This window comes from Streptomyces sp. NPDC053513 (genome assembly GCF_044544765.1).
In the GTDB taxonomy this organism is placed as follows: Bacteria; Actinomycetota; Actinomycetes; order Streptomycetales; family Streptomycetaceae; genus Streptomyces; species Streptomyces litmocidini.
Map to the genome: position 1 here is coordinate 231,371 of NZ_JBITXP010000006.1, position 12,766 is coordinate 244,136.

At 71.9% G+C, this 12,766-nt stretch carries 9 protein-coding genes; 6 read left to right on the top strand and 3 right to left on the bottom strand.

The window, feature by feature from the left end:
• The first annotated feature begins 114 nt into the window (after window positions 1-114).
• The 5 genes from ACIGW4_RS13240 (at window position 115) to ACIGW4_RS13260 (ending at window position 7,949) form a co-directional block, all read left to right on the top strand.
• Window positions 115-1,086, top strand: a complete 972-nt coding sequence (locus ACIGW4_RS13240; protein WP_399580236.1) for an alpha/beta hydrolase — start codon at window positions 115-117, stop codon at window positions 1,084-1,086.
• A 198-nt stretch (window positions 1,087-1,284) separates the two neighbouring features.
• Entirely contained in the window at window positions 1,285-2,949 is a 1,665-nt protein-coding gene (locus ACIGW4_RS13245; RefSeq protein ID WP_399580238.1) for a flavin-containing monooxygenase, read from the top strand.
• Entirely contained in the window at window positions 2,946-3,326 is a 381-nt protein-coding gene (locus tag ACIGW4_RS13250) for a hotdog domain-containing protein (protein ID WP_367827074.1), read from the top strand. Before ACIGW4_RS13245 ends, ACIGW4_RS13250 begins: the two co-directional genes overlap by 4 nt.
• Before the next feature lie 249 nt (window positions 3,327-3,575).
• A complete protein-coding gene (locus ACIGW4_RS13255) occupies window positions 3,576-5,045 on the top strand; it encodes an MFS transporter (protein WP_399580240.1) in 1,470 nt (489 codons plus the stop codon).
• A 357-nt stretch (window positions 5,046-5,402) separates the two neighbouring features.
• Window positions 5,403-7,949 (top strand): discoidin domain-containing protein, encoded by a 2,547-nt coding sequence (locus ACIGW4_RS13260; protein WP_260174558.1) that lies wholly within the window; start codon window positions 5,403-5,405, stop codon window positions 7,947-7,949.
• Window positions 7,950-8,070: 121 nt separating this feature from the next.
• Here the strand turns inward: ACIGW4_RS13260 and lanL are convergent, their stop codons facing one another.
• The 3 genes from lanL to ACIGW4_RS13275 all read right to left on the bottom strand — a co-directional run bounded on the left by lanL (window position 8,071) and on the right by ACIGW4_RS13275 (window position 11,898).
• On the bottom strand, window positions 8,071-10,614 hold the full coding sequence (gene lanL / locus ACIGW4_RS13265) for a class IV lanthionine synthetase LanL (RefSeq protein ID WP_399580242.1): 2,544 nt from the start codon (window positions 10,612-10,614) through the stop codon (window positions 8,071-8,073).
• Window positions 10,615-10,616: 2 nt separating this feature from the next.
• Window positions 10,617-10,799, bottom strand: coding sequence for an SflA family class IV lanthipeptide (locus ACIGW4_RS13270; RefSeq protein ID WP_123456390.1), 183 nt, complete (start codon window positions 10,797-10,799; stop codon window positions 10,617-10,619).
• A gap of 148 nt (window positions 10,800-10,947) precedes the next feature.
• Window positions 10,948-11,898 (bottom strand): glycoside hydrolase family 16 protein, encoded by a 951-nt coding sequence (locus ACIGW4_RS13275; protein WP_398709315.1) that lies wholly within the window; start codon window positions 11,896-11,898, stop codon window positions 10,948-10,950.
• A gap of 315 nt (window positions 11,899-12,213) precedes the next feature.
• Between ACIGW4_RS13275 and ACIGW4_RS13280 the strand changes: the two genes are divergently transcribed.
• The gene (locus ACIGW4_RS13280; protein WP_359590422.1) at window positions 12,214-12,570 is read left to right on the top strand and encodes a hypothetical protein; all 357 of its coding nucleotides are present in this window, start codon (window positions 12,214-12,216) and stop codon (window positions 12,568-12,570) included.
• The last annotated feature ends 196 nt before the right edge of the window (window positions 12,571-12,766 follow it).

Consider the following 12,766-nt stretch of genomic DNA (forward strand, 5'->3'; position numbering starts at 1 on the left):
GGCTGCTTCGGATCTCGGATGGACCGTGATCATCATGGTCAATTGACTAGATCAGGTGACTAGGATGGTGGGGTACAGCTCGCCACCTGTCAATGACTTCGGGGAGGCCCCGCAGTGAATGAAGTGAATCCTCCGTACTGGGACCGGCTGGACGCCGATGCGCGGTACGCGGCACGCGTCATCGCCGGAATCCTCGAGAAGCCCGTACGGGAACTGGGTGCGGAGACGGCCCGGAAGCTCCTGGCGACCCCGCCGTCGGAGCAGCCGATCACCCCTCTCGACCGGGTCGAACGCCTGACCCTGCCGGCCCGCTCCGGCGAGCTCCGCGCACGCCTCTACCACCCGGACGGCACGCCGCCGTCGGCCGGACCGCGCCCGGCGCTGGTCTACCTGCACGGTGGCGGTTTCGTCCTCGGCACCCTCGACGGAGTGGACGAGGTCTGCCGAGCGATCGCCGCCCGGTCCGGGTGGGCGGTGTTCTCCCTGGAGTACCGACTCGCGCCGGAGAACCCCTATCCGGCCGCGCTCGACGACTGTCTCGACGCGTTCGCCTGGCTGCGCCGAGAGGCTTCCGGGCTCGGCGTCGATCCGCACGTGATCGCCGTCGGGGGAGATTCCGCCGGCGGCAACCTCGCCGCCGCCCTGTGCCTCAAGCTCCGTGATCTCGGGCTCGCCCGCCCCGTGTCCCAGGTGCTCGTCTACCCCGCCGTCGACGACTCGTTCGCCACCCCGTCCTGGACGGAGTTCGCCGACGCGCCCCTGCTGACCAGCGCGGACGCCCGCTGGTTCTGGGAGCAGTACCTCGGTCCGGACCACGGGGGAGCGGTCGATCACTACGCCGCCCCGATGCACGCCGCATCGTTGCGGGACCTCCCGCCCGCGCTGGTCCTCACCGCCGAGGTCGACCCGCTCCGCGACGACGCCGAGGCGTACGCCGAGAGGCTGCGGCGCGACGGCGTCGAGGTCACCGTGACCCGCTGTGCCGGTGTCTTCCACGGCTTCTTCACCGAGGTGGGCGTGTTCGCCAGGACGGACGAGGCGATCTCGCAGGTGGCGCGCCATCTGCGGGGCGTCGCCGGCTCCTGAGTGTGCGCAGCCGGCGCGAACCGGCGCGCGTTCGGCTGTTGACGGCACCCGGACCCATGGCTAGATTCCGTTGGTCATACGACTAAGTCGTTTGACTAATACCTGCGCTCTGATGCGCCGAGGGGCGAACGGCCCCCGCCGAGGCGAAGCCCTGACGGCCAGATGTCATCCGCATTTCGACTATCCGAAGGCACACGCATGACTGAGACCGCTCCACCCACCGCACCCGTCGTCGACCTCCTCTGTGTCGGCGCGGGGTTCTCAGGCCTCTACGCGGCCTACAAGGCCGCCGAGAAGGGCTGGACGTTCGCGGGATTCGAGCTCGCGCCCGATGTCGGCGGCACCTGGTTCTGGAACACGTATCCGGGTGCCCGGTGCGACGTCGAGAGCATCTACTACTCCTACTCGTTCAGCCAGGAACTCCTGCAGGAGTGGACGTGGAGCGAGCGCTTCGCCCCGCAGGCCGAGATCCTGAGCTACATCAACCACGTCGCGGACCGCTTCGACCTGCGCAGGCACTTCAGCTTCAACACCAAGGTGACCTCCGCGACCTGGCTCCCGGACGAGCGGCTCTGGGAGGTGACCCTCGACTCCGGCGAGACCCGGCGGGGCCGCCACCTGCTCGCGGCCTCGGGCGGTCTCTCGACGCCCAAGGACTTCGACGTGCCGGGCCTGGAGAACTTCACCGGCACCACGGTCTCGACGAGCCGGTGGAACATCCCGCTGAGCGACCTGGCGGGCAAGCGCGTCGCCGTGATCGGCACCGGATCGTCCGCGGTGCAGTGCATTCCGCTCATCGCCGAGGTCGCCGAGCACCTCACCGTGTTCCAGCGCACCCCCAACTACGTGTTCCCCGCCCGGAACGCCCCTCTGTCGGCGGACTACGTCGACGAGATCAAGAGCAACTACACGGCGATCCGCGAGGAGTGCCGCCACTCGCTCGGTGGCATCCCGGACCGCATCCCGGACGCCGCGGCGTTCGACGTCTCCGACGAGGAACGGCGCGAGCGCTACGAACGGGCCTATGTGCGCAGCGGGTTCAACGGCGTCGGCGGCGAGTTCTCCGATCTGCTGACCGATGCGAGGGCCAACGAGACCGCGGCGGAGTTCGTGCGCGAGAAGATCCGCCAGATCGTCCGCGACCCGAAGACCGCCGCCGTCCTCGAACCCCGCTTCCACCCGCTCGGCGCCAAGCGCAGCTGCTTCGGCACCGACTACTACGAGACCTTCAACCGGCCCGACGTCTCGGTGGTCTCCCTGCGCGACGAGCCGATCGACACCATGACGGGCGACAGCATCGTCACGAAGGGCGGCTCCTACGAGGTCGACGCCATCGTGCTGGCGATCGGGTTCGACGCCTTCACCGGCCCGCTGTTCGCGCTGAACGTCTCCACCCCGGAGGCCGGCAGGCTGCAGGACGCGTGGAGCGACGGAGTCCGGACGTACCTGGGCGTCATGACCACCGGGTTCCCCAACTTCTTCATGATCGCCGGACCGCAGAGCCCCGCGCTCGCGAGCAACGTCGTGGTCACGATCGAGCAGGCCGTCGACTGGATCACCGATCTGATCGGGCACGCCAAGGCCGCGGGGGCCGACGTCATCGAGCCGACGGCCGAAGCCCAGGAGGACTGGGTGAAGATCACCGAGGACACGGTGAACCAGACGCTCTACGCGACCGCCGACTCCTGGTACCGGGGTTCGAACGTGGCCGGCAAGCCGACGACCTTCCTCGGTTACGTGGGCGGTGTCGGCAAGTACCGCCGGATGTGTACCGAGCTCGCCAAGCGCGGCTACCCGGGCATCGAGCTCGACGGCGAGACCGTCGCCCGCCGCCTCGGCCGCATCGACAAGGAGATCGCATGAAGGTCGTGCACCAGCGCTACGTCGCCCACTCCGAGGCGCACTACGCGGGGAACCTCGTCGACGGGGCCTTCGGGCTGAAGCTCTTCGGAGACGCCGGAACGCACCTGGCGATCACCATCGACGGCCACGAGAGCCTGTTCGCCGGGTACGCGTCGGTCGAGTTCCTCGCCCCGGTCCGCGGCGGCGACGTGGTCGAGGCCGAGGCGCGCCTGGCGTCGAAGGGGAGGCGCAGCCGGACCGTCGACTTCGAGCTGCGGATCATCTGCAGGTCCGTCGACGACAGCGGCCGGGCCGAGGTACTGGCGGAGCCCATCGTGGCCACCCGGGCGCGAGGGACGGCCGTCGTGCCGGCCGACGCCGCGACGACGGCACCGTGACCGTCGGGGCCGGCGTCGGCCGGCGCCGACGGTCCGAAACGCATCACGACAGGTAGCCGGTCACAGCGGCTCGGAGCAGTTCACGGCGGTGGGCCCGAAGGTCCACCGCCGCACCGGCAGAGGCCGTCCGGGCATCGACGGGACCTGGTCCCGACCGGGCGGCTGCCGGATGCGTACGGCCCGCCGATTCCGGCGGCAGGCCGTACCGATGCATGCGTGGTCCCGCACACAACCACTTCGGAGACTGACATGACCGAGACCAACGAACCGATCGGCCTGGCAGGGGAGTCGAGACCGCGCAGCGCGCCGCGGAGAGGGGCGCTCATCGCGGTCGGCGCCCTGCTCGTCGTCCTGACCAACGCGATCATGTTCATCCTGCCCCCGCTCCTGCCGGTCGTCCAGGCGCAGTACGGACTCACCACCGTGTCCGCCGTCATGTGGATCTTCACTCTGCTCACGCTGGGGGGAGGCGCGGGCTACATCCTGCTCCCGCGACTCGCCGACGTGTCCGGCGATCGCAACGCGTCCGTGTCCGCCTCCGGTTGTCTCGCCGTCGGAGCGCTCGTCCCCGCCGTGGGCGACTCGTACCCGGCCCTGCTCACGGGGTCCGCGCTCATGGGCTTCGGCAGCGCGGCCCAACTGCTGCCCCTGGGCTTCCTGCGGCGGAACCTGGGGGAGGAGGGGATCATCACGGCGGTCCGCGTCCTGGTCGTCGCGTCGGGAATCGGGATTGTCGTGGGCATGATCGGCGGTGGGCTCATCGTCGAGACCCTGTCGCTGCGCACGTTCTTCTGCATCCTCGCCGCGGCGTGCGTGGCGACCACGATCGCCTCGTTCGCGGTCATCCCCCATTCCCCGCCGGCCGAGTCCGGCGGTCGCATCGGCCTGCTCGGCACGGTGTGGCTGATCACCTGGGTCGGGGCGGTGCTGCTGACCCTGACGCAGGGCCTGGTGTGGGGCGGCGCGGCCGTCATCCCGTTGATCGCCGGTGTCGTCGGTGGAGTCCTGTGGGCGCGTGTCGAGCGGAAGTCCTCGGCCGCGGTGTTCGACGTGGTGCTGCTGAAGTCGCCCCTCGTCACCGTGGCGTGTCTGTCGATGGCGGTGTTCGGTGCCGTGAACGCGGCCTTCCTGCTGCTGCTCAGCACGTACAGCCAGGTCGTCCCCTCCTCCCTCCCGCCCGAGGACGCGTACGGTCTCGGGCGCACCGCGCTGCAGACGGGCCGGCTCATGGTGCCCTTCGCGGTGATGTTCGTGGTGGGCGGCAAGGTGGTCGAACGTCCGGTCGCCAAGGGGCGCGGTGCTTCCGTGCTCGTGACGGGGGCGCTCCTCAGCGCCCTGGGACTCGCCTGGCTCGCGCCGGCCCACGACCGCCCGTGGCACTATCTCGTGGGCGCCGGTGTGATCGGCCTCGGGTGCAGCATGGGATACGCGGCCGGTTTCGGCATCGCCCAGATGGCGGTGCCCGAGGAGAAGGCCGGGATGGCCGCGGGCGTGGCCGGCACCGCCATGGCGATCGGCATCGCCTTCGGATCGGCACTGATCACCGGGGTGCTGAGCGCCTCGGTCGTCTCCGTTCCCGGAACGGGGGCCGAGGTCGCCGAGAAGAGCCTCTACGGTACGAGCTACTGGATCTCGGTCGGCCTGGCCCTGCTGATCGTGGTCGCCGTGCTCGTCTCGCGAGCGCGCAACGGCCGACGCGTGCCCGCCGCGGCGTCCTAGGGCCTGTCTGACAATTCCCGTCGGGTCCGGCCCGCCCGGCACGCACGCTCGCCGCACGGCCGAAACGCCCAAGTAGCTCCTTCCCCGAGCTCTCGGCTTCGCTCGAGCAGGGGAGACCCCATTCGAGGACGCCCCGGCCGCACGCCGATCGCACGCACCGGACGACCCGGCCTGATCCGACGCCAATTGTCAGACAGGCCCTAGCCCGACCGCGAGCGGCCTCCCCCACGCCCACCGGAAACCGGCGCGCCGTCGGCCCCGCTCTCCACGAACTCCAGTGTTCGGGGGTCGAGTTGATGCGTTCTGACCTATCTTCTAGGGGCCCGTCGCGGTTCACGGCTCGCCCTGGAGGTCCGATTGCAGCCCAGACGCATACGCGCCCTTTCCGGAGCGTTCCGACGTTCCGCCCTGCTCATCGCCTTCGCCCTCGGCTCGCTGCTCGTCGGACTCACCCCCTGGCTGGGAACGGCGAGCACGGTGCCGGGCGGCCGCGGCCCCACGCCCCCGCCCGGGGGCGTCGACCAGCAGACGGCGCAGCAGTCGCCGCACCACGGCGTGGCTCCGGCGAACGCCATGGAGCCGACGGCCCCCGTGCTCGACCGGACCGGGTGGACGGCGACGGCGAGCGACGAGGAGACCGTGCGGGAGGACGGCCGCGCGGCCAACGTCCTGGACGGTGACGCCGCCACCCTCTGGCACAGCAGGTACTCGGGGACCACCGCCCCGCTGCCGCACAGCATCACCGTCGACATGCACCGCACCACGGTGGTCTCGGCGCTCGTCTACCGGCCCCGCACCGTCGGGGTCAACGGGCGCATCGGTGAGTACAGCATCAGCGTGAGCACCGACGGCCGGAACTGGGGCAGCCCGGTCGCCACCGGCACCCTCGCGGACGACGCCGGCACCAAGACCCTCGGATTCGCCCCGCAGGGCGCGCGGTTCGTCCGGCTCACCGCCGTCACCGAGGCCGGCAGGCGCGGCCCGTGGACCTCCGCCGCGGAGCTCGACATCCTCGGTGACCCCGGGACCCCGGCGGCCACCGTCGACCTGCCCCGGACCGGGTGGACGGCGACGGCGAGCGACGAGGAGACCGTGCGGGAGGACGGCCGCGCGGCCAACGTCCTGGACGGTGACGCCGCCACCCTCTGGCACAGCAGGTACTCGGGGACCACCGCCCCGCTGCCGCACAGCATCACCATCGACATGCACCGCACGGCGGCCGTCTCGGCGCTGGTCTACCAGCCCCGCAAGGACGGCGTCAACGGGCGCGTGGGCACGTACACCATCACCACCAGCACCGACGGCACCACCTTCGGCGCACCGGTCTCCACGGGCACCTGGCGCGACGACGACACCGTCAAGACCGCCACCTTCCTCCGCCCCGGCACCGCCCGCTACATACGCCTGACCGTGACCCGCGAGGCCGGTGGCCGCGGCCCCTGGGCCTCCGCCGCCGAGATACGCCTGAGCGGACCGGCCGCCCCGGCCGTCCACGGCTCCTGGAGCCGGATCACCGGCTTCCCCCTGGTGCCGGTGGCCAGCGCCGTCCTGCCGGGCGACAAGCTCCTGGCCTGGTCGGCGTACGCGCTCGACCGCTTCGGCGGCAGCAACGGCTACACCCAGACCGCGATCCTGGACCTGAAGACGGGCAAGGTCACCCAGCGCCGCGTCGACAACACCGGTCACGACATGTTCTGTCCGGGCATAGCGATGCTCGCCGACGGCCGGGTCCTGGTCACCGGCGGCAGCAACGCGCAGAAGGCGAGCATCTACGATCCGGCGACCGACACCTGGTCGACGACCACCGACATGAACATCGCCCGCGGCTACCAGGCCATGACCCTGATCTCCACCGGCGAGGCCTTCGTCCTCGGCGGATCCTGGAGCGGCGCCGCGGGAGACAAGTCCGGCGAGGTCTGGTCTCCGGACACCGGCACCTGGCGCAGGCTCCCCGGCGTCCCCGCCGTCCCGGCGATGACGGCCGACCCCCGCGGCCCCTACCGCGCGGACAACCACATGTGGCTGTACGCCACCTCGGGCGGCAAGGTGCTCCAGCTGGGCCCGAGCAAGCAGATGAACTGGATCACGACCGGCGGGAACGGGAGCATCACCTCCGCCGGCACCCGGGCCGACAGCCAGGACGCCATGACCGGCAACGCCGTCGCGTACGACGTCGGCAAGCTGCTCACCCTGGGCGGCTCGCCCGCGTACGAGAACGTGCCCGCCACCCGGCGCGCGTACACCGTGAGCGTCGACGGCGACCGGGCCACGGCCGCGCGCACGGGCGACATGGGCCACGCCCGTTCCTTCGGCAACAGCGTCGTCCTGCCCGACGGCAAGGTCGCCGTGTTCGGCGGGCAGTCGTACCCCGTGCCGTTCAGCGACGCCACGTCCGTGCTGACCCCCGAGCTGTGGGACCCGGCGACCGGACGCTTCACCCCGCTCGCCAGCATGGCCATCCCGCGCAACTACCACAGCGTGGCGAACCTGCTGCCCGACGGCCGGGTCTTCTCCGGCGGCGGCGGCCTGTGCGGCGACTGCGCCACCAACCACTCCGACGGGGCCGTGTTCACCCCGCCGTACCTGCTCAACGCGGACGGCTCGCCCAAGCAGCGTCCCGTCATCACCGGCGGCGTACCGCCCCGGGCCGCCCCCGGCGCCTCGCTCACCGTCTCCACCGAGGGGCAGGTGGCCTCCTTCGTCCTGATGCGGGCCGCGGCCGCGACCCACTCCACGGACAACGACCAGCGTCGGGTCCCGCTGGCGTCCACGGCCACGGGGACCGGCACGTACACGGTGTCCGTCCCGGCCGACACGGGCGTGGTCCTGCCCGGCACCTACATGCTGTTCGCCCTGGACGCCCGGGGGGTGCCGAGCACCGCCCGGTTCATCACCGTCTCCTGACGGTACGACAGCGGCGCCCGCCCCCGGCCCGGAGCACCCGCCGGGGCCGGGCGCCGCGGCCGGGGCGGGCGGACCATCCGGATGCCGTGACGGCGCGGCCCGTGACGGCGGTCGGCGGCGGTCAGGAGACGAGGCCGAGGCGCGGGCCGCCCCCGTCGCGCAGTCGGCGGAAGAAGGCCAGCACGCCCGCGGAGCCGCCGGCCCAGGTGGCGCTCGGCCGGGCGAGGCCGGGATCCGGGAACACGGGCCGGGACCAGGTGCCGCCGCTGCGGCTCAGGACGAGCAGGGCGACCGTCTCGGCCGCGTCCCGGAACTCCTCGGACGCGGAGGCCTCGGCGAGGTCCACCATCAGCTCGCCCACTCCGGCCAGTCCGCAGCACTGCGTGACCAGCGGCATCCGCGGTGCCAGGGCGGCGCAGGCGCGCGCGGCCCGCCCGGCGAGGTCGAGGTACCGGGGCTCGTCGAGGCGTGCGGCGGCCCGGACGAGCACGGTCCCGATGCCGGCCAGGCCCCGGCACCACGAGCCGTAGCTCCGTGCCGCCCCCGGCTCGGCGGCGGCCGCGACGATGTCCGGCGTCACGGCGGCCAGGCGCGCGACGGCCTTCTCGGAGCGGCCGATCGCGTCCGGGTCCCCGGTCGCGCCGCCGTACGCGAGCAGGAAACAGGCGACGCCCGCCTCGCCGTGCGCCATGCCCTCGCGCAGCGCGGCGCCGCCGGCCGTGTCCGAACCGGCCGGGGACAGCCGGGCGGTGCCCGACGCCAGCAGCCGGTCGCAGTCGGCGGCGACGGCGAGGTGCCGGTCCGCGGCGGCGCGGTGACCGGACCGGAGGGCGTGCCGGGCGAGCAGCAGCCGGCCGAGGCCGATCCCGGCGGCTCCCGCGATCAGGTCGGCCTCCGGCGGTCCGCCGTCCGGTGCGCGCCCCGGCAGGAGGGGGTGCGCGGGCGGCGCGTCCGTCCCCGGTCCCGCTTCCGGGCCCGCCTCGGCGAGGAAGAGCTCGACGCCGGTGCGTCCCGTGTAGAAGCCGGGCGGCAGGTTCCTGGACTGCTCCGCCGTCCACCGCGCCAACGCGTCGACGGCGGAGCGCACGGGGGACCGGTCCGCGTGGTGGAGGAGTTCCAGTCCGAGGCCCGCGCTGCCGCCGTAGACGTCGATCGAGGTGGGGACGTTCAGCCGGGCGGCCCGCTCCGGGTCCACGATCGCGTGCGCCTCCTCGACGCAGTACGCGGTCGTGTGCTCGATGATCTCGTCCAGCAGGTCGCCGTCGATCCGGGGACGGGCGGGCCGGCGTGCGGTTCCGGCCGTGCCGGTGCGCAGGCGGTCGGCGGCGGCGGTCCGTACGGCCGGGTCGAAGCTCAGGAGGCCGGTGATCGTCGACCGGATCTCCCGGTGGGCGCGGCCGGGCAGTGCCCAGTCCAGGCAGGCCAGGGTCCTGTCCCGGTTGACCTCGTGGTCGGCGTCGACGATCACCGGGTCCATGCCGGTGGCGGCGAAGAAGAGGGTCGCGCCGAGGGCGTAGTGGTCGTCGGCGGGGGCGGCCGGTCCGGTCGCGCGCAGCACCGGTTCGCCGTATCCGGGGGTCGCCCCTCCCGGACCGGTGCCGTCCCGCTCGCTGATCCCGAAGTCGACCAGGTGGCAGTGGCCGGGGCCCGAGTCGTCGAGCACGACGTTGTCGGGCTTGAGGTCGCGGACGACCACGTTCCGGCCGTGCACCGCGTCCAGGATGCGCAGGAGGCGGGAGGCGAGGACGGACAGGGAGCGCGCCGGCCGGGTGCCGTCGTCCCGGTAGGGGCCGCCGCGCAGGACCTCCTTGCGCAGGTTCCGGTCGCCGCAGTCGCTCATCACCAGGTACTCGTCCGACCGGTGGGCGAAGTAGTCCAGGGAGCGGGGCACGCCCGTGACGCCGTCGAGCGCGGTGAGGACCGTGTGCTCGTTGCGCAGCCGGTGGCGGGCGTCCGTACCGGATTCGTCCTCGCCCACGAAGGCCCTCGCCTGTTTGACCACCACCGGCCGTCCGAGGGTGCGGTCGACCGCGCGGTAGACGTTGCCCCGTGCGGCGCGCGCGATGCCGGCGGTGAGCGTGTAGCGGCCGCCGCCGAAGCCGGGCGCGGACGGTTCGTCACCGGGTCCGGAGCCGGCCGCGAAGGGGTCCTCGGCCCAGGGCGGGCACCGGTAGCGGCCCACGGCCAGGCCGTCGAAGATCCGGCCGTCCGGGCCGGTCATGATGGATTCGAGCCGCCCGCTCCGGCCGGTCCGGTAGTCGCCCGTGAAGGGGCCGTAGCGGTAGTAGACCGGGGCCCTCGGGTCGACCTGCCGGTCGCTGACGATCCGTGGCCCCTCCCGGTCGCGCAGGACGGCGACGAGCTCCCGGGCGACCTCGACCACGGCGCCGGCCACGGGGTAGACGGTGATCGCCTTGCCGACGGCCCCGGCGCTCACCGACCCGGAGTTGAGGCGGCGCAGCGTCTCCGGGTCACGGGCGAACTTCGCGTGGCAGACGTGCCGGGACAGCACCGGGAGGACGAGCCGGATCACGGCGTCGAGTTCGCCGGGGCGCGCCGAGACGTGCAGTTTCCAGCCGTGCTCCATCGCCGGCATCCGCGGATCGTTCAGATACGACCAGGTGTCGTCCGACCAACCGCTGCGGCCGGCGATGGAGGCGGCCACCGCTACGCGTTCAGGTCACAGGCGAACCGGGTGGTGGCGGTCACCCAGGGGTCGGCGAGACACGCCATGTGTTCGCGGTCGGCGCGGTCGTCGTCCTCGAACGCGATCGCCTCGTCGTCGATCTCCAGCGGACCCGCGTCGCGGATTCCGTCGATCTCCAGAAGTTCCGGCATGGCTATGGGCATGTGACGCCTCCATGTCTTGTCGTGCGCCGAAGTGCAGGAAACGGCCCGGCGGGCCGGTGGGCCCGCCGAGCCGGGAACTCGCTGGACAAAGGTATGGAGGGGCGAACCCGCTGACAAGAGGACGGTGAAGGTTCTGTTTCCGAACGGTTCAGGACTGCGGCACGGTGTTGACGTGATGGGTGCCGGCGCTGTAGAAGCCGTCCACCGTCTTCTGGACGTCCGCCGGGGACAGGGCCTCGTCGGCCTTGTGGTAGACCCAGTTGACCTTCACGTCCCAGGTGCGTGTGCCACCGGTGAAGGGGAGGTCGACGAACCAGTTGCTGAAGTGGATGTCCATCTTCTCGCGCGGGACGTACTTGCCGGAGCTGGTGAACAGCTCCTCGCCGTCCAGGGAGTAGGTGACCTTCCCGTCCATGGCGGTGATCACCATGGTGTGCCAGCCCTCGAGCCGCCGGTTGAGCGTGTGGCTGACGCGGTCCGGCGGATCGGCCTTGTACCAGCTGACGTTGTCGAGCCGCGGGCCCACCGAACCCCAGCCGCCGTTCGGCAGGTACTCGAAGTCGAGCTCGCTGTACTTGTCCGAGGAGTCCGAGGGGGAGATCGGGAAGAAGGTCTGGACGACGTGGTCGCCGTTGCGGCCGCTCGTGGGCTTGTCGCTGAGGTGGACGCGGGCGGCGAAGGTCCCCGTGAAGAAGTTCTTGCCGGTGGTCTGCACCTCGACCTGCCGGGTGCCCTGCGCGGTGCCGTCGGTGGAGGACCGCAGCTGCAGGGCCCTGCCCCCCTGGGCGGTCGTGTCGGAGGGGAAGCCGACGCCGTCGGCGGACCAGGTGTCCTTGATTCCCGGGCCGCCCCCGCCGGTACGGATCTCCCAGCCGTGGGCGGCGAGATCGGGGTCGTCGGCGCCGCTGTAGTGGAAGTCGTCGAACAGGGTCCCCGGCGGGCCGGTCGGGGTCGGCGAGGCGTCCTGCGCGGGCGGGGCGGCGTCGGCGCCCCCGCCGGAGGCGGGGCCGGCGGAACACGCGGCGAGCACGCACAGGAGGGCGGGCAGCGTGAGCACGGTCCACGCGCGGCGACGAGGGGTGCGGCGAGGCTGGCTCACACGGGCTCCTTGGGGGCGTAGAGGCGGTACTCGGACACGCCCGTTGCATGAGGACCGATCGCTGATCGGATGAATCGAGCGGTCATCCTAGCGAAGGTTTCAAGCCCTCCCGTCTCGTGTTCACGACCCGGCCGGCCAGGGCGGGCGCGTGCCCGTCCGGAGGGCGAAATCGCTTGCTGACATACCGATCCGGTTACGACACCTGATCGGATCACGCCAAAAGCGCATATGGCACACCAATCGATTCAGGCCATGCGCTACGGTCCGCTCTACGCTTCAACGGTCTCCATACCCTGCACAAAAAGGCCACAAGAGATGCGTCACGTCACCACATCCTTCGGGCACGGGCCGGCATACCCGGCGCAGCCCGGCGTGTCCGGATCGCATTTCCCCGGTGTGCCCGATTTCCCCGGTATGCGCGAATCGCATGTCGAGGATCCTGATCCGGCGTTCGAGGATCCCGATCCGGCACCGGTGTTCGTCGACCAGTCGGGTCTGCGCAGCCGTCTGTTCCGACGCTTCGGCTGGCCGGTCTCCGTGGTCGGCGCGATCCTGGCGGCCGCCATGGGCAGCAGCCTGGTCGGCATGCAGTCGGACGCCCCGGCGATGGGGATACCGCCGAAGCCCTCCTACCTGCCCACCACGGGCCCGCTGTCGCCCTCCTGGCCCTAGAGGCGCGGTCCGCGACACCCCACCCGAAGAGTTCGGCCACCACGCCGAACCCCGCGACATTCCACGACGTACCGCGACCGTCGTGCCGCCGGAGCAACGCCTGAGGGCCGGCCGAGCGTGCCTGATCGTCCGCACCACCCATCTCCAGGAGCGCCCTTGTCCCGCCACCAGCGTCGTCGGCAGTCCCTGCTGAGGC

What these genes read in the sequence shown, in the direction of transcription:
- ACIGW4_RS13250 (WP_367827074.1), top strand. Translation starts at nt 2,946, where the DNA reads ATGAAGGTCGTGCACCAGCGCTACGTCGCCCACTCCGAGGCGCACTAC.
- ACIGW4_RS13270 (WP_123456390.1), bottom strand. Translation starts at nt 10,799, where the DNA reads ATGCCCATAGCCATGCCGGAACTTCTGGAGATCGACGGAATCCGCGAC.
- ACIGW4_RS13255 (WP_399580240.1), top strand. Translation starts at nt 3,576, where the DNA reads ATGACCGAGACCAACGAACCGATCGGCCTGGCAGGGGAGTCGAGACCG.
- ACIGW4_RS13280 (WP_359590422.1), top strand. Translation starts at nt 12,214, where the DNA reads ATGCGTCACGTCACCACATCCTTCGGGCACGGGCCGGCATACCCGGCG.
- ACIGW4_RS13245 (WP_399580238.1), top strand. Translation starts at nt 1,285, where the DNA reads ATGACTGAGACCGCTCCACCCACCGCACCCGTCGTCGACCTCCTCTGT.